The 22,302-nt window shown below is 36.3% G+C and carries 26 protein-coding genes and 1 riboswitch; of the genes, 12 read left to right on the forward strand and 14 right to left on the reverse strand.

Annotation, left to right across the window (positions count from 1 at the left end):
* Positions 1-7 precede the first annotated feature (7 nt).
* A complete protein-coding gene (locus ACMA47_RS03470) occupies positions 8-445 on the forward strand; it encodes a hypothetical protein (protein ID WP_413928694.1) in 438 nt (145 codons plus the stop codon).
* Between the two features lie 248 nt (positions 446-693).
* On the opposite strand, the gene ACMA47_RS03475 is transcribed toward ACMA47_RS03470, so the two are convergent.
* Positions 694-1,971: a replication-associated recombination protein A gene (locus ACMA47_RS03475; protein WP_413928695.1), complete on the reverse strand. Its 1,278-nt coding sequence runs from the start codon at positions 1,969-1,971 to the stop codon at positions 694-696.
* A gap of 101 nt (positions 1,972-2,072) precedes the next feature.
* On the opposite strand from ACMA47_RS03475, the gene yidD reads away from it, so the two are divergent.
* Both yidD and lgt read left to right on the forward strand, forming a co-directional pair.
* Entirely contained in the window at positions 2,073-2,324 is a 252-nt protein-coding gene (gene yidD / locus ACMA47_RS03480; protein WP_034695943.1) for a membrane protein insertion efficiency factor YidD, read from the forward strand.
* 450 nt (positions 2,325-2,774) lie between these two features.
* A complete protein-coding gene (lgt, locus tag ACMA47_RS03485) occupies positions 2,775-3,623 on the forward strand; it encodes a prolipoprotein diacylglyceryl transferase (RefSeq protein WP_413928974.1) in 849 nt (282 codons plus the stop codon).
* 114 nt (positions 3,624-3,737) lie between these two features.
* Here lgt and ACMA47_RS03490 read toward each other — a convergent pair whose 3' ends face one another.
* The gene (locus ACMA47_RS03490; RefSeq protein ID WP_413928696.1) at positions 3,738-5,255 is read right to left on the reverse strand and encodes an NAD(P)H-hydrate dehydratase; all 1,518 of its coding nucleotides are present in this window, start codon (positions 5,253-5,255) and stop codon (positions 3,738-3,740) included.
* 245 nt (positions 5,256-5,500) lie between these two features.
* Between ACMA47_RS03490 and mscL the strand changes: the two genes are divergently transcribed.
* Complete coding sequence (gene mscL / locus ACMA47_RS03495; RefSeq protein WP_129036883.1) at positions 5,501-5,878, forward strand: large conductance mechanosensitive channel protein MscL; 378 nt, start codon at positions 5,501-5,503, stop codon at positions 5,876-5,878.
* A 75-nt stretch (positions 5,879-5,953) separates the two neighbouring features.
* Here the strand turns inward: mscL and ACMA47_RS03500 are convergent, their stop codons facing one another.
* Complete coding sequence (locus ACMA47_RS03500; RefSeq protein ID WP_413928697.1) at positions 5,954-6,913, reverse strand: D-2-hydroxyacid dehydrogenase; 960 nt, start codon at positions 6,911-6,913, stop codon at positions 5,954-5,956.
* Between the two features lie 86 nt (positions 6,914-6,999).
* A complete protein-coding gene (locus ACMA47_RS03505; protein WP_002980498.1) occupies positions 7,000-7,410 on the reverse strand; it encodes a phosphoheptose isomerase in 411 nt (136 codons plus the stop codon).
* A 328-nt stretch (positions 7,411-7,738) separates the two neighbouring features.
* On the opposite strand from ACMA47_RS03505, the gene idi reads away from it, so the two are divergent.
* From idi to gcvT, 3 genes are read left to right on the forward strand one after another with little or no spacing between them, the layout of a single operon-like run.
* On the forward strand, positions 7,739-8,248 hold the full coding sequence (gene idi / locus ACMA47_RS03510; RefSeq protein WP_413928698.1) for an isopentenyl-diphosphate Delta-isomerase: 510 nt from the start codon (positions 7,739-7,741) through the stop codon (positions 8,246-8,248).
* Positions 8,248-8,721, forward strand: coding sequence for a hypothetical protein (locus ACMA47_RS03515; protein ID WP_079241132.1), 474 nt, complete (start codon positions 8,248-8,250; stop codon positions 8,719-8,721). The genes idi and ACMA47_RS03515 overlap by 1 nt, the downstream gene beginning before the upstream one ends.
* A 9-nt stretch (positions 8,722-8,730) precedes the next feature.
* Complete coding sequence (gene gcvT, locus ACMA47_RS03520; RefSeq protein WP_413928699.1) at positions 8,731-9,807, forward strand: glycine cleavage system aminomethyltransferase GcvT; 1,077 nt, start codon at positions 8,731-8,733, stop codon at positions 9,805-9,807.
* Positions 9,808-9,868: 61 nt separating this feature from the next.
* Here gcvT and ACMA47_RS03525 read toward each other — a convergent pair whose 3' ends face one another.
* Both ACMA47_RS03525 and ACMA47_RS03530 read right to left on the reverse strand, forming a co-directional pair.
* On the reverse strand, positions 9,869-10,057 hold the full coding sequence (locus ACMA47_RS03525; RefSeq protein WP_413928700.1) for a hypothetical protein: 189 nt from the start codon (positions 10,055-10,057) through the stop codon (positions 9,869-9,871).
* A 146-nt stretch (positions 10,058-10,203) separates the two neighbouring features.
* A complete protein-coding gene (locus ACMA47_RS03530) occupies positions 10,204-10,560 on the reverse strand; it encodes an arsenate reductase family protein (protein WP_079241128.1) in 357 nt (118 codons plus the stop codon).
* Positions 10,561-10,681: 121 nt separating this feature from the next.
* Here ACMA47_RS03530 and ACMA47_RS03535 point away from each other — a divergent pair, with 121 nt between their 5' ends.
* The 5 genes from ACMA47_RS03535 (at position 10,682) to ACMA47_RS03555 (ending at position 15,924) form a co-directional block, all read left to right on the forward strand.
* Entirely contained in the window at positions 10,682-11,149 is a 468-nt protein-coding gene (locus ACMA47_RS03535; protein WP_047432118.1) for an acyl-CoA thioesterase, read from the forward strand.
* Between the two features lie 106 nt (positions 11,150-11,255).
* A complete protein-coding gene (locus ACMA47_RS03540) occupies positions 11,256-12,095 on the forward strand; it encodes a GLPGLI family protein (RefSeq protein WP_413928701.1) in 840 nt (279 codons plus the stop codon).
* Positions 12,096-12,225: 130 nt separating this feature from the next.
* Positions 12,226-12,293: riboswitch (Fluoride riboswitch) on the forward strand.
* A 31-nt stretch (positions 12,294-12,324) separates the two neighbouring features.
* On the forward strand, positions 12,325-13,632 hold the full coding sequence (locus ACMA47_RS03545; protein WP_413928702.1) for a voltage-gated chloride channel family protein: 1,308 nt from the start codon (positions 12,325-12,327) through the stop codon (positions 13,630-13,632).
* A 333-nt stretch (positions 13,633-13,965) separates the two neighbouring features.
* Positions 13,966-14,841, forward strand: a complete 876-nt coding sequence (locus tag ACMA47_RS03550) for a LysR family transcriptional regulator (protein ID WP_413928703.1) — start codon at positions 13,966-13,968, stop codon at positions 14,839-14,841.
* 147 nt (positions 14,842-14,988) lie between these two features.
* Positions 14,989-15,924 carry a YeiH family protein gene (locus ACMA47_RS03555; RefSeq protein WP_413928704.1) on the forward strand — a complete coding sequence of 312 codons (936 nt, stop codon included), beginning with the start codon at positions 14,989-14,991 and terminating at the stop codon, positions 15,922-15,924.
* Positions 15,925-16,005: 81 nt separating this feature from the next.
* On the opposite strand, the gene ACMA47_RS03560 is transcribed toward ACMA47_RS03555, so the two are convergent.
* The 8 genes from ACMA47_RS03560 to ACMA47_RS03595 form a co-directional block, all read right to left on the reverse strand.
* Positions 16,006-16,185: a hypothetical protein gene (locus ACMA47_RS03560; RefSeq protein ID WP_034695964.1), complete on the reverse strand. Its 180-nt coding sequence runs from the start codon at positions 16,183-16,185 to the stop codon at positions 16,006-16,008.
* Between the two features lie 178 nt (positions 16,186-16,363).
* Positions 16,364-17,605, reverse strand: a complete 1,242-nt coding sequence (locus tag ACMA47_RS03565; protein ID WP_413928705.1) for an MFS transporter — start codon at positions 17,603-17,605, stop codon at positions 16,364-16,366.
* Positions 17,606-17,678: 73 nt separating this feature from the next.
* Positions 17,679-19,244 (reverse strand): ribonuclease Y, encoded by a 1,566-nt coding sequence (rny, locus tag ACMA47_RS03570; RefSeq protein WP_034695966.1) that lies wholly within the window; start codon positions 19,242-19,244, stop codon positions 17,679-17,681.
* A gap of 233 nt (positions 19,245-19,477) precedes the next feature.
* Positions 19,478-19,765 carry a cell division protein ZapA gene (locus ACMA47_RS03575; RefSeq protein WP_034695967.1) on the reverse strand — a complete coding sequence of 96 codons (288 nt, stop codon included), beginning with the start codon at positions 19,763-19,765 and terminating at the stop codon, positions 19,478-19,480.
* Complete coding sequence (locus tag ACMA47_RS03580; RefSeq protein ID WP_238594386.1) at positions 19,765-20,214, reverse strand: hypothetical protein; 450 nt, start codon at positions 20,212-20,214, stop codon at positions 19,765-19,767. The genes ACMA47_RS03575 and ACMA47_RS03580 overlap by 1 nt, the downstream gene beginning before the upstream one ends.
* Positions 20,207-20,989, reverse strand: coding sequence for a porin family protein (locus ACMA47_RS03585; protein ID WP_034695972.1), 783 nt, complete (start codon positions 20,987-20,989; stop codon positions 20,207-20,209). The genes ACMA47_RS03580 and ACMA47_RS03585 overlap by 8 nt, the downstream gene beginning before the upstream one ends.
* A gap of 3 nt (positions 20,990-20,992) precedes the next feature.
* On the reverse strand, positions 20,993-21,724 hold the full coding sequence (gene ubiE / locus ACMA47_RS03590; RefSeq protein WP_047096897.1) for a bifunctional demethylmenaquinone methyltransferase/2-methoxy-6-polyprenyl-1,4-benzoquinol methylase UbiE: 732 nt from the start codon (positions 21,722-21,724) through the stop codon (positions 20,993-20,995).
* Between the two features lie 3 nt (positions 21,725-21,727).
* Positions 21,728-22,297, reverse strand: coding sequence for a hypothetical protein (locus ACMA47_RS03595; RefSeq protein WP_047376865.1), 570 nt, complete (start codon positions 22,295-22,297; stop codon positions 21,728-21,730).
* Between the last annotated feature and the right edge of the window lie 5 nt (positions 22,298-22,302).

Raw genomic sequence — 22,302 nt, forward strand, 5'->3', positions numbered from 1 at the left:
TCTGATTATGAAAAAATTACTCTATTCTTTTTTACTACTATCCTCTGCTACTTTATTTGCCCAGCAAAAAAATCCTGCGGTAAAGTTTGCAGTGGCTGACAATGCCATTGGAACAGTAGAATTGTTCAATACCAAAAAGAACGTATTGCAGGTTTCAAAGGTATACAGTACTTCAGCTGGTCTTCCCCAAAGCTTAAAAAAATACAGTTCTGTTTTTACAAAAGGCGTAACTGAATATAAGTTTAAAAACGGAGAAAACATATTGGACAGAATGGCGTTATCCAATATGAATGTTCAATACAATATCCCGGCAGATCATCCTGTATTTATTGAAGGATATGAATTTGCAGACACAAGTACTATGATCTATCCTGAAATCAAGAAAAGAACAGAAACAAAAGATTACAACGGTAAGAAAACATTATTTATTTATACTACCGAATAAAACTTGAATAATAAACTTTTTTGAACCATTAAGATTGTATTAAGACGTTAAGATTATTAAGATATGTTCGCTTTAACTTAAAATCAGAATGATTGATCTTAACTATACTTTAATTCTTCAAAATTCTTAATGTTTTAAAATATCTATACCCCTTTTTCACTTTATAATAGCTGAAATGGTATAGGTTATAAAAAATAAACAGATTTAATATAAAAAGGATGCCGTTTTTCAGCATCCTTTTTTTATTTTTAGTATTTATTGTTCCATTTTTTCTTGAGCTCTTCGTAAATCTTCTTTTCCGTAGAGTTATTTCCCGGCTCATACAGCTTCACATTCCTGATTTCTTCCGGAAGAAAATCCTGTTCTACAAAGTTTCCTTCATAAGAATGAGCATACTTATATTCTTTTCCGTAATCCAGGTCTTTCATCAGTTTGGTCGGAGCATTTCTCAAATGAAGTGGCACAGGCAGGTTTCCCGTCTGTTTTACCAAAGCCAGAGCCTCATTGATGGCCATATACGCAGAATTGCTTTTAGGGGAAACGGCAAGGTACACCGCTGTTTCACTTAATATAATCCTTGCCTCTGGGTTCCCGATCACATTGATTGCCTGGAAACAATTATTGGCAACCACCAAAGCATTGGGATTAGCCAACCCTACGTCCTCAGCAGCCAGAATAAGCATCCTCCTTGCGATAAACTTGATATCTTCTCCCCCGGCAATCATTCTCGCCAGCCAATACACAGCGCCATTCGGATCACCTCCACGCATCGACTTGATAAAGGCTGAGATAATATCATAATGTTGCTCTCCGTTCTTATCATAAAGAGCCATAGTCTCCTGAAGAACCTCCAGTACATCAGAATTAATAATTTCCGTTGTATCCGAATTTTTATATTGATTCAAAACCAATTCTACAGAATTGATCAGTTTTCTGGCGTCACCACCAGAGTATTGAATAAAAGCTTCTTTTTCAAGGATTTTAAAATCTGTTCCTTCATCTTTATTGTATCTTTCCGAAGCAATGTCAATTAATTCCTCCAGCTTTTCATAACTCAAAGCTTTTAAAATATAAACCTGACTTCTTGAAAGCAAAGCCGAAACCACTTCAAAACTTGGATTCTCAGTAGTAGCTCCAATTAAAACAATCCAGCCTTTTTCTACCGCATGCAATAATGAATCCTGCTGCGACTTATTGAACCGGTGAATCTCATCAATAAATAAGATAGGTGATTTTCCGGAGAACAGATTCTGCTTCTTGGCATCTTCAATCACATCACGTACATCTTTCACACCTGAAGATACTGCAGAAAGTTTATAAAACTTTCTCCCCGACTGTTCTGAGATAATTTCAGCCAGCGTTGTTTTTCCTGTTCCCGGAGGTCCCCATAAAATCAACGAATTCAAGGTATTATTTTCAATCATTTTTCTGATTGTTCCTTTATCGCCGGTAAGGTGCTCCTGTCCCAACACATCGTTCAGGGTTTTAGGTCTTAATTTTTCAGCTAATGGAATATTTTGATTCAAAGTAATTCTTTTTTTTAAGATCAATGTCCGGATTTTTGATCTCCGAAACTTATAACAAATTTAAACTAATTTTCATTTTTTTACCCTATTTTTGCATTGTTTTGAAACTTACATTCAATAAAATCATTACATTTCCGCTGGTAATTTTGATCAAATTTTACCAATGGTTCATCTCGCCCTTACTTCCCAAAAACTGCCGCTACGAACCTACTTGTTCTCACTATATGATTGAGTCACTTCAGGTACATGGGGTTTTTAAAGGTTTCTGGCTGGGATTTAAAAGAATTTTAAGATGTCACCCATGGGGAGGAAGCGGCTATGACCCTGTTCCACCCAAACATAAATGTCAATAATCAAACTATTAAATCAATAGAAAAATGAATACACTCTTTTTCAGAATTTATCTTGTGCTGTTTGCGTTCACAACGCAACTTCTTTTCGCACAGGAATACCCTGGAGGTTTATCTGACGGAACTTTAGATATCAATGGAAGCAATGTTCCTGTAAAAATCTACTCTACTACGGAAATGGGAGACCTTACGGCTTTTCCGGACAGAGAATCAGACAAGAACCAGTCTTTTGTTGTCATCCTTAATGAATCTAATTTTGAACCTACTTATTACAATTACGGCGCTTCCACTTTAGCAAAGTACAAGGATTCAAAGTACCAGTTTTTCGATAAAAACTTTAAACTGATTGATACTGGTGTTACCAAAGATAACATCACCACTTTCAAGTATGCAGTAAAATCTGTAAAACCTATCACTGATTCTGATAAAGTAGAACTTAAAACTTCATTTAAAATCTGGGATCCTTCAAAAGGTATTCACATTGGATCATTTACACTTCACTTTTACAGTTTGATGTTTGTATTTGCATTTGGTTTCGGATATATTTTAATGACAAGAATCTTTAAGATTGACAATGTCAACCAAAAATACCTTGAGCCTCTGTTCACATGGACATTGATCGGGACAATTCTTGGAGCAAGATTAGGACATGTTATCTTTTATCAGCCGGAATTATTCAAAGAGGATTTCTGGAGCGTATTCCTACCGATAAGCACAAAAAACGGTTTTAAATTCACTGGATTTTCAGGACTAGCGAGCCACGGTGCTACGATAGCCTTGATTTTCACTACGCTTTATTATTCATTTAAAATTATCAGAAAAAATCCGTTCTGGGTATATGACAGATTGGGTATTGTGGTTGCTTTAGGAGGAGCATTTGTAAGAATGGGGAACTTTTTCAATTCTGAAATCGTTGGTAAACCAGCAGACCCAAATTCTCCGTTTGCGTTGCTTTTCCCACAACAAAGCAGTGAGTATGGTCTTACTGTACCCCGTTATCCAAGCCAGTTATTTGAAGCCGTAGGATATGTTCTGCTGTTCATTCTATTATGGATATTGTACAGAAAGACAAACAAAAAATATCAGCAAGGATGGTTATTCGGTCTGTTTTTCATTATTCTTTGGGCAATCAGATTCTTTGTTGAATTCCTTAAAGAGCCACAAGGAGATGAATTTATCCAGATTGGCGGTCTGAATACCGGCCAGGTTCTTTCCATTCCTTTTATGATTGCAGGGGTTGTCATTATGATTGTTTCTAAGAAATTTAAAATCACAGAAGAAGAAAACGGAAAGCCTGAATAATTGAAGACTAAACGTTTTATTCAGCAATAAAATATAAAAAGGCAAATTTGTATACTTACAGATTTGCCTTTTTTAATATTTTAAAATCATTGACTGTCTTGTCTATTCACCTTATTACAGATTTCTTTCTGCTTTCCTGTTCAATTCTTCAAAAACAGTCCCCAATTCATCAATGACATCAGTAGGCAGCATCGATTCTTTTGAATGTTTTTCTGAAGCTATATCGGCAGCTCTGCCATGCAACCACACCCCAAAAATACAAGTCTCTTCTTCAGAATATTTCTGGGCCAGAAGCGAAGTCAGGATTCCGGTAAGAATATCTCCGCTTCCTCCTTTCGCCAACCCTGCATTTCCGGTTATATTATAAAATACATTTCCCTGTGGAGTAACAACTTGGGTATAATGATCTTTCAGAACAATATAAATATTCAGATCTTTTGCCTTTTTCTTTGCCAGTTCAAGCCTTTTGAAAGAATCTCCCGTACTTCCGAAAAGTCTTTCAAACTCTTTCGGGTGAGGCGTGATAATTGATTTTTCAGGAATTAATTTCAGGTTTTCCGGATCTTTTGAAATGATATTCAATGCATCTGCATCCAGAATCAATGGTTTTGAATAGTCTTTCAGAAAATTCAGAAAACTTTTCTCAGTTCCTGAATGCGTTCCCAATCCAGGTCCTACACCACAGACAAAGTCTTTATCAATCTCAAAATTGAGCACAAACGTATCTCCTCCTTTAATGAACATTGCTTCAGGACATGAGGTTTGCAAAATATCATATCCACATTCCGGAGCTAATGTAAAAGTCAATCCTGATCCGGTTTTTAAGGCTGATTTTGTAGCCAGAACTGCTGCACCAATTTTCCCGTAGCTACCTCCTATAATAACCGCCTTACCATAACTGCCTTTATGAGAAAACTCCTGTCTCGGAATAAATACCGAGGCTGCCAGCGGATCATCAATCACAGAATAATCAGAATCAGTAGCATCTGCATATATTTTACTTAAATCAATATCCAGCAACACTACTTTTCCTGTATATTTTCCTGTTTCAGGATGAAGGAAAGTCCGCTTCCAGCATTGAAAAGTCAGCGTATAATCAGCATTCAAAATAACAGAATTATTATCAAACATTTCATCTGCAGACAATCCGGAAGGGATATCGATGGATATTTTAATATTCTTTTTGGTATTCAATTGCTCAACAAGCATTTTATATTCTCCTTCCAACGGCCTGGATAATCCTGTTCCGAAAAGAGCATCGATAATGATTGTTTTATCATCAAAATTATATTGTTCTTTAGGATCAAGTTTCCTGACTGAAATTCCGGATAAATCACGGAGTCTTTTCAGGTTAACAGAAGCATCCTCTGAAAATTTCCTTTTAGAATCGCTTACAAATACATCCACATCAAACCCTTTCAGGTAAAGTAATCTTGCAACCGCTAATCCGTCTCCTCCATTATTTCCATTACCACAAAAGACAGCTAGCTTTTTATGGTTTTTACAATGCTCCGAAATCCAATGTGCAACAGCCATTGAAGCTCTTTCCATCAGTTGAATGGAGGAAAAAGGTTCTTGAGAAATCGTGAACTGATCCCAGCTGCGTATCTGTTCTGCTGTAAAAACTTTCATAGGCAAATCAAACTTTTAAGCAAATTACAAAAGATTTTTCATTATGATATCACGTCATTAACAAAAATAAAAAGTCCTCATTAATGAAATAATATATTGATACAATACTGAAATATTCATTAAAGTAAACCATAGAAATTCAGTGTAAAATTCAATATTTTGGGAATAAAAAACTATAAAACGTAGTGTTTTTTACATTTTTAAATTATATTTTTGTGTATATACTAATTAAAAAAATATAAATTATGGGATTTGTAAAAGAATTTAAAGAGTTTGCCTTTAAGGGTAATGTTCTCGACCTGGCTGTCGGTGTGATCATTGGTGCAGCATTTGGTAAGATTGTTTCGTCTTTGGTAGAAGATGTCATCACGCCTCTGATCTTAAACCCGGCATTAAAAGCAGCCGGCGCAGAAAACATTGCAAAACTTACATGGAATGGAGTTGCTTACGGAAACTTTCTTTCAGCAGTAATCAGTTTCCTTTGTATTGCAATGGTTCTTTTCTGGATCATCAAACTGGCTAATAAAGTGAACAAAAAAGAAGAGGCTGCTCCTGCAGGTCCTACAGAAGATCAAAAATTACTGACTGAGATCAGAGATTTATTGAAAAGCAAAAATATATAATCTGTACCCTCACTACAGTTTAAAAATAAAAATCACCTCCGTGGAGGTGATTTTCTTGTTTTATATCATTTCAAATTATTGAATCTGTAAGATACTTGAAATCTGCTCTGCCAGGGAAAGACCAATTCTATCCTGTGCTTCAAGCGTAGAAGCTCCCGTGTGAGGGGTAAGAGAGATTTTAGAATGAGTAAGGATTTCTTTAGAAGGTGTTGGTTCATTAATGAAAACATCTAATCCGGCAAATCTTACTTTACCTGAATCCAAAGCTTGAATCAAAGCTGTTTCATCAATAACTCCTCCTCTTGAGCAGTTCACAATAGCCACCCCGTCTTTCATTATTTCAAATTCATTCTGACCAATCATATAACCGTCTTTCTGAGCCGGAACGTGTAAAGTAATGAAGTCTGAATGTTTTAGCACTTCCTGAAGGGGTTCAGTTTCGATATCCACATTGATGAACTGATTGTTATAAAACTTCACCTTAATGCTCGCCTTTCCAACATTATTATCAGCAGCAACCACTCTCATCCCAAGTCCTAAAGCGATTCTTGCTACTTCCTGCCCGATTCTTCCCATTCCTACAATACCAATGGTTTTTCCTCTCAATTCAATACCTGCAGCATATGCTTTTTTAAGGCTTCCAAATTCAGTATCACCTACCAAAGGCATCTTTCTGTTGGAATCCTGAAGGAATCTTGCACCGGAAAACAAATGAGCAAAAACAAGTTCAGCCACAGATTCTGAAGATGCAGAGGGTGTATTGATCACATGGATTCCTTTTTCTCTTGCATAGTCTACATCAATATTATCCATACCTACTCCACCTCTACCAATAATGTCGATGGACGGGCACCCGTCAATAATATCTTTTCTTACCTGTGTAGCACTTCTCACCAATAAGGTACGGATTTTGTGCTCGTTAATATAATCTACTAAAAATTCCTGAGGAACTTTTGTAGTAATCACTTCAAAGCCTTTTTCTGTCAATGCATCTATTCCAGATTGATCAAGGCCGTCGTTTGCTAAAACTTTCATAAAATATCAAGTATATTAAAAAATGAAAGATTTAAAAATTAAAGGAACAGGTTCGCATTTAATTTTTAAATCTTTGAATTATATTTTTATTCGCCGTCTTCTTTGAATACTTCAATGGTCACTTGCTTTTCAACCAAATCCGTAAATCTTCCTTTATATCTTGTAGCTCTTACCAGGTGGTTGTCTATCCAGTGATAATTTCCTCCTCTTGGTTTTCCGCAAAGCACGCTGTGATATTTGAAGCCATGCTTATCCAGCCAGTCGATCGTGATTTGTTTTAGATTTTCAGTTCTTGAAGTAAAAAAGCAGATCTGATGTCCTTCGTCATACCATCTGTTGATCGTTTCAAGTGCATCGGGGTATGGCTCGCAGGTAACCATTCTTTCCGGCTCTTCATTGGGAACGTCATCCGTAATGGTTCCGTCGATATCTATTAAGTAATTTTTTATTCCATCCTTTAGAATAGGACTAATGTGTTCAATGTATTCTAATTCCATTACTAAATATTAAAAAACAAAGTTAGCGTTTTTACAGGTATCAGACCTATTAATCTTCATTAATGTTAATATTTTACTATAAAAACTATTATTTAAAGAATAATATTAATATTTTATTAATCATTTAATCACAAATGGTTAAAATTTTTCGTTTTGCTTTTTATCTTTAAACAAATAAATCTAACCTTATAAAGAAAGTCAAATAATGAATTTGCAAATTTACTTCGAAGCTTCTACTCCTTCTTCCTCCTCATTACCATTATTACAAAAAGCATGATGTTTATCTAAAAATTTCCAAAATACATTTATTACTCTTACATTTGTAGGAATGGAAGAATTTGTCGTTTTAGTAAATCCTGAAGATGAAGTTTTAGGGCTGATGGAGAAACAACAGGCACACATCAATGGCTTGTTACACCGTGCTTTTTCTGTATTTCTTTTCAATAACAAAGGAGAAATGCTATTGCAGAAAAGAGCGTCAGGAAAATACCATTCTCCCAATCAATGGACTAATGCAGTATGCTCGCACCCACGAGAAGGAGAAACTTATCAGGAAGGAGCAGTACGCAGACTGAAGGAAGAACTGGGAATTGAGGCAGAGCTTTCAGAAAAATTCAATTTTATTTACAAAGCAGATGTAGGTGGTGGTCTTTGGGAACACGAGCTGGATCATGTATTTGTAGGAAATCATGAAGCTGATTTCAATTTAAATAAAGAGGAAGTGGAAGAAGTAAGATTCATTTCTATGGAAGATCTGGATAAAGAAATTTCCGAACACCCTGAAAACTTTACAGAATGGTTCAAAATCATCCTCGAAGAATACAAACACCACTTTTAATGATGAAAAAAATATTGCTTTTTTCTGCTTTTCTGACAGGGAGTCTGTTTTTTGCCCAAAAGGCAGGTGTATTTGACACTCCGAACTACTCTATCAATGTTCCTGAAGGGTGGAAATCCACAAACGACAGTGAGATCATCAATATTTTCCCCACCAGCCAGATCGGTGCTATTACCATCTCAGAATATCATGATCTTTCCCTTCCAAAAGAAGAAGTGAAAAAATTTATCCTGGCCCTTTATCAATCTCAGGAAGAAGAGAAAAAAGTAAAAGAAAAAAAGAGCCAAAAAGGATATACGGAATATCTGTATGAACATTTTGATGAAAAAGAGAAGCTGTTCTGGATTACCAAAGCTTTTCAAAAAGATAAAAACTTATATTTAGTTTCCATCAACTGTGGCCAGAAATTCTGGAACGGAAACTATATGACCCTATTCAATGAGACTTTTAACAGTTTTAAAATAAAGAAATAAAAATTAAATATGAAGAAAACAGCCTTGTACGACAAACATGTTTCTTTGGGAGCTAAGATCGTACCTTTCGCAGGTTTTGAAATGCCTGTTCAATATTCAGGGGTTACAGAAGAGCACTTTGCCGTAAGAGAAAAAGCAGGATTATTTGATGTTTCCCACATGGGACAGTTTTTCATCGAAGGACCAGGCTCAAAAGATCTTTTGCAGTATGTAACTACTAATAATGTAGATGCGCTTGAAAACGGAAAAGCTCAGTATTCTTGTCTTCCCAACGAAAACGGAGGAATTGTAGACGACCTTATCGTTTACAAAATGGAAGATGACAAATATTTTGTAGTAGTAAATGCCTCCAATATTGACAAAGACTGGAATCATATTTCAAAATACAATACTTTCGGGGCTAAAATGACCAACGCTTCTGATGAGATGTCTTTATTGGCAGTTCAGGGGCCTAAAGCTACTGAAATACTTCAAAAACTTACGGAAGTAAACCTTTCAGAAATTCCTTACTACCACTTCACTGTGGGAAGTGTTGCAGGAGAGAACAATGTAATCATTTCAAACACTGGATATACAGGAAGCGGAGGTTTTGAGATTTATTTCAACAACGGAAGTGCTGAAAAACTTTGGGATGCTGTAATGGAAGCAGGTAAAGAAGAAGGAATCATTGCTTGTGGATTGGCTGCCAGAGATACTTTAAGATTAGAAAAAGGATTCTGCCTTTACGGAAATGATATTGACGATACCACTTCTCCAATTGAAGCTGGTCTAGGATGGATCACTAAGTTTGATAAAGACTTCGTTTCTAAAGATGTTTTCGCAAAACAGAAAGAAGAAGGAGTTGGAAGAAAATTAGTAGGTTTCGAATTGACAGACAAAGGGGTTCCAAGACATGACTATCCTGTAGTAGATGCTGAAGGAAACGTAATTGGAAAAGTAACTTCTGGAACGCAATCTCCAATGAAGAAAGTAGGTTTAGGTCTTGCTTATGTAGACAAACCACATTTCAAATTAGGATCTGAGATCTTTATTCAGGTAAGAAACAAGAACATTCCTGCAAAAGTGGTAAAAGCTCCTTTTGTATAATCTGTTCTGAAGATATACTTAAACAAGAGAGGCTGTGATGTATTCACAGCCTCTTTTTTGTCTAATAACAGATACAGCAAATTTTCCTGTCCGGAGAACAGACATCACCTACCCCGGGAGTATTGGAAAGCACTCCGCCTGCAGGAAAACATAATGTATTACAGTTAACCGGAAGGGTTTTCCCTCCACCATTAATTTCCTTTAAGGCTGATCTGTTAAGATTCTTTGTTTTTGAAAAGTTTGTTTTCATGATGTAATTTTTGGTGATCATAAACATAGTCATAAATCACAACAAAATGTTAAAAATCAACAACTTAAAATACACTCCAAAATAAAAACAACCGGCTTAACAATAGAAATCATTAAGCCGGCTGTATAAACTCGTTAAAGTTTTATTTATTCATGTACGCCAAAGAACTTCTGCAGTTCTTCAACATTTTTCTTATCATTTCCTACAAAAATCTCTTTATCAGTAATAAAGACAGGTCTTTTCAGGAAAGTATAGTGATCCAGCAATAATTCTTTAAAATCTTTTTCTGTTAAAGATTTCACATCCAGGCCTCTCAATTTGATCTGAGTAGATTTTTTGCTGAACAAAGCTTCGTATGATTTTGTTTTTTTATGCATTTCCGCCAATTCTTCTTTCGTAATCGGCTCTTTTTTGATTTCGCGAAGTTCCCAGTCTGTAAGATCGAATTGGGCTAAAATTTTTCTGCAGGTATCACATGTGTTGAGATAAAATACTTTCTTCATTACGGTTTCTAAATCTGTTATGGGTTAAAATTCTCTTTCATTGAAAGTTTCGTCTTTCAAAAGTAGGATTTAATCTAAAACTTTGGAAATTATTAAATAACTTTATTCAAATTTTATAAAGATGCAGAACAAGCCTATTACTTTTCAGTTTATTTCGGAGCCTTCAGATGTTAATTACGGAGGAAATGTACATGGAGGAAGTGTTATGAAATGGATTGACCAGGCCGGTTATGCATGTGCGACAACCTGGAGTGGTAATTATTCTGTCACTGTTTATGTGGGCGGAATCCGTTTTTACGATCCAATTAAAATCGGTGAAGTGGTAAAAGTAGATGCACAGGTGATCTATACCGGAACTTCCAGCATGCATATCGCGATCAATGTCTTTTCCCGAAACCTGAAACAACCGAATTTTGAGAAAAAAACCCACTGCATTATTGTTTTTGTGGCAGTAGACGAAAACGGAAAAAAACTTCCTGTACCAAAATGGATCCCGGAAACAGAGGAAGAAAAGCAGCAGGAAATTTATGCTAAACGCCTGATGGAACTGAGAACGCAGATTGAGGATGAGATGAAACCGTTTTTGTAAGAGCAGGTCTCGAGATGTGAGAATACAAGGTTCAAAGTTTAAGGTTCAGGGTTTAAAGTTTAAGGTTCTTGAGAAACCAGTAACAAAAAACGACCAATCATATGATATGAAAAGTATTTTCACCTTAATGGTATCGCTTATGATAGTATTGTGCCAGGGTCAGACCCATCGGTTTATGTATGAACTGCAATATAAGATGGATTCTACCGAAACCACTTATGAAAAGCTGAATATGATCCTGGATATTACTCCCAAAGAGGTAAAATTCTACGGAAGAAACCTGATGACTACAGATTCTTTAAATAAAAAATTCGGGATGAATACCAGTCATACGGATATGTCCGGACAGGTGGTGAAAAGAAAAATCAATTCTTTTGACAATGAGAATTTCATCAATATTAAAAATGGATATTATTCCTTTAAAACTACAGATAAAATAAACTGGATCATTTCCAATGAAACCAAGAAAGTAGAAAATTATACCTTACAAAAAGCCACTACCCGATTTGGAGGAAGAAACTGGACCGCCTGGTTCTGTAAAGATATTCCTTTTAATGAAGGACCATTTAAACTCCGAGGATTACCGGGTTTAATCTTTGAACTTTCCGATACCAAAAAGAACTTCATTTATCACCTTATTAAAAGTCAGGAACTGCCGGAAGTCTATCCGACAGATAACTTTATTGAATCCAATTTCGGAAACAAAGCTATTCCCATCAATGAAAAGCAAAAATATAAACTGATCATGGAATTTTACAACGATCCTTTTGCTTTTGAACGGAACAATTTCAGCAAATCCAATAATGATCTTAAAATTAATATCAATGGAAAAGAAATTCGTAATGTAGATGAACTGAATACCCAAACTAAAAGCATGCAGGAAGTCATAAGAAAATACAACAATCCGCTTGAGATTGATAAGGCAATGCATTATCCAAAATATTAAAACCATGGTTTATTTTTAAGTTTAGGCTAAAGCCCACCTCTATTGATGTTGACATACGGATATTTAATGGTTTTATCTTTTATCTTTTATCTTTTATCTTTTATCTTTTATCATAATTCTTATATTTGCAGTATCAAAAGGAAATGGTGTTCTTCCTTACCCAACCGCTTTACAAAAGCTGATGACGCCTGATTAAAAGATTATTAACAAATAACTAATCAGGATTATTATGTCAAAAAATCAAAGAACATTCGCTAAAAAAGCAGTTTTTCATACTCATTTTTTCTTCAGAAAATTTCCAGTGCTCCCTTATATTTTAAAATGGCTATGTATCAGTATCATTATTGGAGGTTTAGTTGGGACAGCCTCTGCAGGATTTCTTCAATCATTAGAATGGGCAACAAACTTCAGAGAAAATCACCTCTGGCTTGTAGCATTGCTTCCGTTAGCCGGATTACTGATAGGACTTCTCTATTATTATTTCGGGAAAGATGTTGAAGGAGGAAATAACCTGTTGATTGATACTATTCACGAGCCTAAGGGTATCATTCCTTTTAAAATGGCTCCTTTTGTTTATCTCGGAACGATTGTCACCCATTTTTTCGGAGGTTCTGCAGGTCGTGAAGGAACAGCACTTCAAATGGCAGGAGCTATCGCAGATCAGCTTACAAAACCTTTTAAGCTCGACCGAAATGATAGAAAAGTATTGATTATTTCAGCGATTGCTGCCGGATTTGGTTCTGTTTTCGGGACTCCGCTGGCCGGAGCTGTTTTTGGTCTTGAGGTTTTTCTGATGGGAAGAATCCGTTATAATGCCATCTTTCCCGCATTTGCTTCTGCTGTTCTGGCAGACTGGGCAACCAATCTATGGAATGTAAAACATACTCATTATCATATTGATTTTATTCCCAAACTGGAGTTTTTACCCATTCTTTACAGTATTCTGGCAGGTATTGCATTTGGAATCTGTGCGGCTGCTTTCAGTAAAATTATCCATTGGATGGGCTCTCTTTTCAAATCAAAAATCAAATACCCTCCGCTTCGTCCTGTTGTGGGAGGAATCATTATAGCACTTGCCGTTTTTGCTATGGGAACAACCCGCTACATCGGATTGGGAGTTCCTGTGATTGTAGAATCTTTTGAAAAACAGCTTCCATTATATGATTTTGCATTAAAAATGATTTTTACCATTGTTACGCTTTCCGCAGGGTTCAAAGGTGGAGAAGTTACTCCTTTATTCTTTATCGGAGCTACATTAGGCAGTGCTTTGTCACTTTTCATCCCATTACCCTTCGGATTATTGGCAGGAATGGGATTTGTAGCCGTATTTGCCGGAGCTACCAATACTCCTCTAGCCTGTATGCTGATGGGAATTGAATTATTCGGAGCAGAATGTGGTGTGTACGTAGCTATTGCCTGTGTTGTATCTTATCTTCTTTCCGGTCATAACAGTATTTATACGAAACAGAAAATCGGAGAAGCAAAGAACAGAAGATTTGAAAGCCAGCAGGACAGATCTATTTCGGATTTTTTATAAGGGTTATGGGTTTCGAGATTCGGGGTGCGGAGTGCGGAGTTACGAGATTGACCGTATTGGTTTATTTTGTTACTGGTAGCTGATTATTTTTTGATGCTGGTTGCAGGATGCTAGTTTTTAGTTGTTCTTAATTGTTCGTTTATAAAATCTTGAATCCAGAATCTTTCAAACCTTCAGACTCAAAAACCCCGAAACACGCAACACGCATCTCATCACCCTCAAACCCTCCCACTCTCAAACTTAAAATCCCGAAACTCGTAACCCGCATCTCATTACTCCCAAACTCACCAACTCCCTCACTTCATTTCCAACTATAATTCGTAATTTTACCCCATGTTCGATTACAGATTAAAAGTTTTCCATACGGTGGCTACCCGATTAAGTTTCACGAAGGCTTCAGAGGAGCTACACATTTCCCAACCCGCTGTTACCAAACACATTAAAGAAATTGAAACTCAGATAGGTGCTAAGCTATTTGACCGTAAAGGAACTTCGATCCAACTGACTCAAAGCGGAAAAATTCTGTTTGAACATGCCGAAAAGATCAGAAATATCTATCGTGACATGGAGTTTGAGATCAGCCAGATCAGCCAGCAGCACAAGGGAAAGCTGATTATCGGGGCGAGTACAACCGTTGCACAGTATATTTTACCGGAGATTTTGGCCAAATTCAATTCGTATTATAAAGATATTAAGATTGAACTTCTTACAGGAAATACGGAAACCATCACAACCCTTTTGAAGGAAGAAAAGATTGATCTTGGTATCATTGAAGGAGAATCACAGTCTTCTTATTTCGAGTATAAAACATTTAAGCCTGATGAAATCGTTCTGGCCGCAAAGTCAGATCATCCTCTTGCTCATAAAACTTTAAACTTAAAAGATCTTTACCAACAGGATCTGATCTTCAGAGAGCAGGGTTCCGGAACGCTGGAGTTTATACAAAACAGGCTTAAAGAAAAGGAAATCAATATCCATGAATTGAATACCGTCATGCAGTTGGGAAGCAGTGAAAGTATCAAAAATTATCTTCTTCATTCGGAATGTATGGCATTTCTTTCCATCAGTACTATTTTGAATGAACTGAAAAACAATATACTGACCGTCATTGATATTAAAAACTTCAGTATTGAAAGAGATTTTCATTTTATTTTGCCTAAAGGAGATCAGTCTGAACTGATTAAGCTTTTTCTGAGATTTGCAGAATAAGCAATAAGCAATAAGCAATAAGCAATAAGCAATAAGCAATAAGCAATAAGCAAAGATATAACTTTTAGTTATCCGATATAACAAAATACAATTTACTTTGTAATAGTATTTTCCGGAATTTTGATGCAGATTTTAAAAGTTCGCATTATGAAAGATTTCATTCAAAATGAAATGACACGGAAAGTATTTTTTATTGTTTTGGCTGTATTATGCCTTACCCCGCTTATATCTTCTCCCATCGCTCTGGCTCTAGGTTTTTTCCTAGTTGTCTTTATCGGAAACCCTTTTGAAAAACACCTTCATCAATATATTCATTTGTTGCTGCAGATTTCAATTGTTGGTCTGGGATTCGGGCTGAAACTGGATGAAGCACTTCACGCAGGAAAAACAGGACTGATGTTGACCGTTGGGAGTATTGTTACTGTAATGGTTTTAGGGTATTTTCTGGGAAAATTATTTAAGCTGGAAAGGCCTTTATCTTATCTTCTTTCCGCAGGAACTGCTATTTGTGGCGGGAGTGCCATTGCAGCCGTATCTCCTATTATTAAACCAAGCACCAAACAGATTTCTCTTGCACTGGCTATTGTTTTTACACTAAATTCTGTTGCCCTGTTCGTTTATCCTGCCATAGGACATCTTCTGAATCTGTCACAGGAGCAATTTGGGCTTTGGTGTGCCGTGGGAATTCACGATACAAGTTCTGTAGTAGGTGCTGCCAGCAAATATGGAGATGAAGCATTGAAAATAGCAACCACAGTAAAACTTGCGCGTGCTTTATGGATTATTCCTGTTTCACTGATTACCATGTTTATTTTTAAAAGCAAAGATTCCAAAATAAAGATTCCTTGGTTTATTGGGTATTTTATTGTGGCCATCCTTTTGAATACTTATTTCCCGTTTCTTGACCGTTTCAGCACTTCAATTACTGTTCTGGCAAAATCCGGACTGAATCTGACTTTATTTTTGATTGGTTCTACCCTTTCTATTCAAACACTGAAATCCATCGGTTTAAAACCTTTGGTTATGGCAATTATCCTATGGGTAACGATAAGCATCGGCAGCCTTCTTTATATCATCCATTAAAAAGAGCAGAACCCTTTTGAAGTCAAAAGGGTTCTGCATATTAAATGTGGAAATGTTTATTTCTAATTGAAATAATTTTCTTTAGATTGCGGCTTCACCACAAGTATATACCTGCGGGCAACCGATATACTGTACACAATACCAAGGTCCTGTTACAGATCCTGAGCAGCTGCATCCGCAAAGAGATAAATCCGGATTACCGCTTATTCCTCCTGTAATATTTTTCAAGTCTTGTTTTCTCAGTTTTTTAGCGTTTTTCATAATGTTCGTGAGATTTAGTTTTAATTAGATAATTTAGTTTTAGTTACATTCCAAAGTTAAACAAATATTAAACACTCGCAACAAAAACCAGAATAAAAATTAATAATTTATTGATTATAACTTCATTATTATATTCAAAATAAGGATTATCAGTATCTTATTTATTAAACAACTTAAATTATTCTGTAAATTCAAGGTCTCTGTCGTGGGTTTCCGAAATGGTAAGTGAAGAATAAAATGCAAGCCCGAAGACCACTACTCCTACTATGGCAGCACTTTCCACAACAGGAAAATGTCCTTTAAGGGAATCAAAAGCGAATATCATCACCGGTACCAAACCTCTTACCATATTGGGAACAGTTGTGGTTGCAGTATTTCTGATATTCGTTCCGAACTGTTCTGCGGCCAGTGTCACAAACATTGCCCAATATCCTGTTCCGAAACCAAGCCATACACAAAACAGATAATATTTTGTTTCTGTATTCGTATTACCAAATAACATGATGGCCACCCCGATCAGAGTAAACATCAACATATAAAAGATGGCCATTTTTCGCGATTTTAAAGCATGAGAAATAAATCCGCTCAACAGATCACCGACAGAAATACCTACATAAGCCCACATAATTGCTTTTCCGGGGTTGATCTCTGTAATTCCTAATTCAGGGGCAAACTGATTGGCTAAAACAGCCAGAATCCCTATGCAATACCAAGTAGGTAATCCCACTGCAATGCATTTTAAATACCTTATCAATCTGCCTTTATTGGTAAAAAAGGAGAGAAAGTTTCCTTTTGAGATATTTTTATGCTCAAGATTCTTATAAATTCCGGATTCCGATACGCTTATTCTCAGTATCAATAACATAATTCCCATGATACCACCGATAATGTAAGAAATATTCCATCCTCCGGCCAGCTCTACAGTTAGCTGAGCAACTACAGCACCCATTAATCCAAAACCAGCCACTACAGAAGTTCCTATTGCTCTTAAATTCTTCGGCAGACTCTCAGAAACCAGTGTAATTCCCGCTCCGAGCTCTCCGGCAAGCCCAATACCTGCAATGAACCTTAAACCGGCATATTGGTACACCAAATGCTCTTTGGGAAAATAAGGAAGAAAACCACAGGCAATATTGGCTAATGAATAGACCAGAATAGATCCAAACAGTACAGAAAGCCTTCCCTTTTTGTCTCCGAAAATGCCCCAGAATACTCCTCCGATAAGAAGTCCTACCATCTGGCAGTTCAGTATAAAGGTTCCGTCCGCATCCGGATTAAGCCCTAAAGCTTTTAAACTTGGAATTCTAACGATACCGAATAAAAGAAGGTCATAGATATCTACAAAATAGCCTAAGGCAGAAATAATAACGGGGATAGAGAAAATGTACTTCAGTTTTGAAGACAGGGACAGTTCTTGCATTTTTAAGTTTTGATAAAAATAAAAAACCTTTCAATTTCTTGAAAGGTTTTTATCAAATATCTTTTTCTGATTATTATCTGGCAATATTCACAGCTCTCGTTTCTCTGATTACTGTTACTTTTACCTGTCCCGGATAAGTCAGCTCATTCTGGATTTTCTCAGAGATGTCGTAAGAAAGCTGAGACGCTACTTCGTCATTTACTTTTCCACTCTCTACCATTACTCTCAGTTCTCTACCTGCCTGAATTGCGTAAGCACTGGATACGCCATCGAAGCTTAATGCTGCAGATTCAAGATCTTTCAATCTCTGAATATAAGATTCCAATACCTGTCTTCTTGCTCCCGGTCTAGCTCCAGAGATCGCATCGGCAACCTGGATGATCGGAGATAATAATGACTTCATTTCAATTTCGTCGTGGTGAGCTCCGATAGCATTTACTACTTCAGGGTTCTCACCGTATTTCTCAGCCCACTGCATACCTAAAAGGGCATGTGGTAATTCTGATTCCTGCTCAGGAACTTTACCGATATCGTGTAAAAGACCTGCTCTTTTAGCTAATTTTACGTTTAATCCTAACTCAGCAGCCATAGTTGCAGCGATGTTAGCTACTTCTCTTGAGTGCTGTAGTAAGTTTTGTCCGTAAGAAGAACGGTACTTCATTCTACCTACGATTTTGATCAATTCCGGGTGTAATCCGTGGATTCCTAAATCAATGATAGTTCTCTTACCCACTTCGATGATTTCCTCCTCGATCTGTTTTCTTGTTTTTTCTACAACTTCTTCGATTCTTGCCGGGTGGATTCTACCATCGGTTACCAATCTGTGAAGGGATAGTCTTGCAATTTCTCTTCTTACAGGATCGAAACATGAAAGAAGAATAGCTTCCGGAGTATCATCAACGATAATTTCTACTCCTGTTACCGCTTCTAAAGCACGGATATTTCTACCTTCTCTACCGATAATTCTACCTTTTACTTCATCAGATTCAATGTTGAAAACTGATACTGAATTTTCGATAGCCTGCTCTGTTCCGATTCTCTGGATCGTTTGGATAACGATTTTTCTCGCTTCATTTTTAGCATTCATCTGAGCCTCTTCCATGATGCTCTGAACGTGTGCTTGTGCTCTTGTTTTAGCTTCAGCCCTCATGGTTTCTACCAATTCTGCTTTAGCTTCATCTGCTGTATAATTAGAGATTTTCTCAAGTACTTCTACTTTCTTGGCAGTAGCTGTATCTAATTCCTGTTGTTTCTTTTCAAGAATTTCATTTTTCTTAGCATAATCTGCAATCTGCTTGTCTAAATCTTTTTCAAGTTTTCCAGTCTTGCTAAGCTCGTCATTCAGCTTGTGTTCCTTGTCTTTCGTTCTCTTTTCAACTTCCTGCATTTTCTTTTCGCGGGACTGAATGTCTGCATCATGCTGTGATTTCAGTTCCAGGAATTTTTCTTTAGCCTGAAGGTTCTTTTCTTTCTTTATGGATTCAGCCTGAACGTTAGCTTTTTCTATAAGGTTTTCGGCATTTTTCTTTGCATCATCTATGATGAATTTTGCTTTAGTATTCAGAGAACTTCTGGAAAAAAACATTCCCACGACAGCTCCGATTACTAAACAAACAACACCGACTATAACTTCTATCATAATTTATATTGAGTTTTAATTGTATTCATATCCTTGTTCAATAAAAAAAGCCTACAATAATCCAGAGATTGAGAGTAAACTCCTAATCAACACGATTTGAACTGATTTCCACTGTCTGTAATCCGGAAGTCCGGCACGCCATTCAATGGACATTTGTTCGGTAATTGTTTAGCGTTGAGTTTACCTTTAATGTGTTAGAATTATTGTAGGCAGTACTTTTCAGGAAAAAAAATCTATTTCCCGATTTCATTCAACGATTGATTAATCTGCGTTAATCTTTCGTTGGTTGAATTAATATTTTTCTCGTAGTTCAGAGAAACTACTTCTGCATTGGTTCCCAGTTTAAGGGCACACATTGCCAAAGCATCCTGTTTATCTCTTACATCGAAATTCTGTTCAAAATCTTTAATCATATTCTCGATCTGCTTCCCTACTTTACGCAAAGTTTCTTCCTCTGCTGCCGGTACGTTCAGCGGATACACTCTTCCTGCAATGTTGACGGTTATTCTCCTTACCTCCATTATAATCCACTGTTTTGAAGCTGAGCAATACAGAAATCAATTTCTTTCACCAATCTGTTGATATGGTTTTTCATTAACCTATTGTGTTCAGGATTTCCTGATATTGCTGAATAAAGTTTTATATTTTTTTGTTCTTCTGCTAATACCTGATTCTTTCTTCTTTCCTCATCATATTTCTTCTTCAACTCTTCATGCTCAAAATTTAATTCTTTTAAATTTTCCGTAAGATTTTTATAGTTCTTTTGCAGAGTCGAAATCTTTCTCTCTAATTCTGAAAAATTGTTTTCTAAATCTTGAAGCATTTCAGGTTTGTATATTCTAACTAAAAGCAAAAATAAAAAAATAATAACACTAACAAAAATAAAACACTCTATATTTTGATATAACAATAAAAAAGGAGGTGCTAGTGCACCTCCTGTGTATTTTTTAATACAATATTTTTTATTCAAATTTCAGAACGAACATTACTGCTCTTGTCTGCAATGTAGAGATCGCAGATGACCAGTAAGGAGGTGTAGTAGCATTATCTGCCACTTTTTCATTGTTCATGAAGAATGTTCCTCTTACGGCAGGAGTCAGTTTAAACTTGTTGAAATAAAACTGAATTCCCATTTCTGCAGACCATGCAAAGTTGTGCGTTGTAGATCTGTAGATTCCCTGCATGTTATCATCTGTGGAACTTGAGTTAGACTGAAGGTTTACAACATAGTTCACCCCTGCAGCAACATAAGGTCTTGAATTGTACCATCTTTGACCGTGAAGTTCCAGAAGTACCGGAATATCAATCAAAGTAGATTTAATTTCTCTTACTTTATCCTTTTCCTGTAAAGGGAATGGCATAAAAGGAGGATTGGTTAAAGATCCACCCGCATAAATGTCATTGGATTGAGTATTAAAAGTCAACTGTCTTTGTGCAAACTGTAACCCTGGTTCTACTCTTACATCAAGATAGTCGTTCAGTCTCCATTTTGCAATAAGCCCGGCACCGAAACTATAACTTTCCTTAGAGGTAACAAGGTTTTCATTATCATTCATCCCGTATTTCGGATGCAAAACAATGCGGTAATCCAGTCTGTTCCCGTTCAAATAAAACCCCCAACTGAATTTCTGTTCGTCGAAATCTTCCAACTTGTCCATTCTGTTTCGGGTTCTGAATTGCGCGTTTGCAAAAACGGCAACATTTACTGAGGTTAAAACCAGTGCTTTTAATAGAAATTTATTCATAGGTTACTTTGTTGCTTTATAAATTGTGGCTATACCTAAACTTAATTTTTTATATTCAACTTTCTTAAATCCCGTATCTAAAAGAATTTGCTTCATCTTCTCCCCGAAAGGAAAAGCATTTACAGAATCCGGAAGGTATGTATACGCCCTATTATCCTTAGAAACCAATCTGCCGATGGCAGGTAATATATTTTTGAAATAAAACATATAAAATGGTCCCATGAAACCCTCAACCTTTGAAAACTCCAGTATATAAACACTTTTGTTATCTTTAACTACTCTTCTTAACTCTGCCAAACCTTTGGTAAGGTTTTCAAAATTCCTTACTCCAAATGCAACGGAAACAGCATCAAATCTATTGTCCTCGAAAGGTAAATTTTCTGCATCTCCTTTTTGCATGGAAATTTTGCCGTCTAATTTAAGTTTTTTTATTTTAATAACGCCAACATTCAGCATTTGTTGTGATAAATCTAATCCAACTACTTTAGAACCGGTTCCTTTTTCAATGGTAATTGCCAGATCTCCCGTTCCTGTAGCCACATCCAGCACTTCCTGCGGATTATCATTTTTCATCCACCTTACCAGTTTATTTCTCCATAAAACATCAATTTTCATGGATAAAACATGGTTCAGAAGGTCATACTTCGGTGCAATGTTGTCGAACATATCCTCTACCTGGCTTTTTTTCGTAGCCTCTGAATTGTAGGGAGTAACTTTGGTGATATCTTTTGTCAAAACTTAAAACTTGTAATATTCTTTGTAATAATTTAGGTAATCCTGCTTTCTGAAGATTTTGGATCTTGATTCCACTTTCTGGATATTTTTGATCACTTTGTCATAGTCTTCATCTACATTGTAATAAAAATCTTCTGTGTAAAGCTTATTGAAGCGTTTTGCTCCTCCGTAATAATCCTTTCCGTCAATAACAGTTTTATCAAGGTTGGCCAGTAACGAATCTTTCTTAAGATTGTATCCGTAATACTGATCGTTTACATAGTAATCCTGGTGTGTAATATTAATCAGACCGCGAAGTTTATTGACTTCAAATGCCGAATCGTAAAGCATTTTTTTGTTCTGATCAAAAACCTGAATAGAGTTTTTCCCTTTATTCAAATCCACATGCACATACTGCCCCGCTGAAATAATTCCTTCAGATCCGTTATTGATCTTAAAGTAATACGTATTCGGGGTAGGATTATCTACCACATAATAATTCTTCTTGGCTAAAAAAAGGAAGTAGATCCCAAAGGCAACGATAAACGCCACAGCTGCAATAAGTAAGCCTTTTAAGGACGAGTTGTTTTTCATAGATT

The sequence above is a fragment of the Chryseobacterium sp. T20 genome (assembly GCF_047345655.1).
Classification (GTDB): Bacteria; Bacteroidota; Bacteroidia; order Flavobacteriales; family Weeksellaceae; genus Chryseobacterium.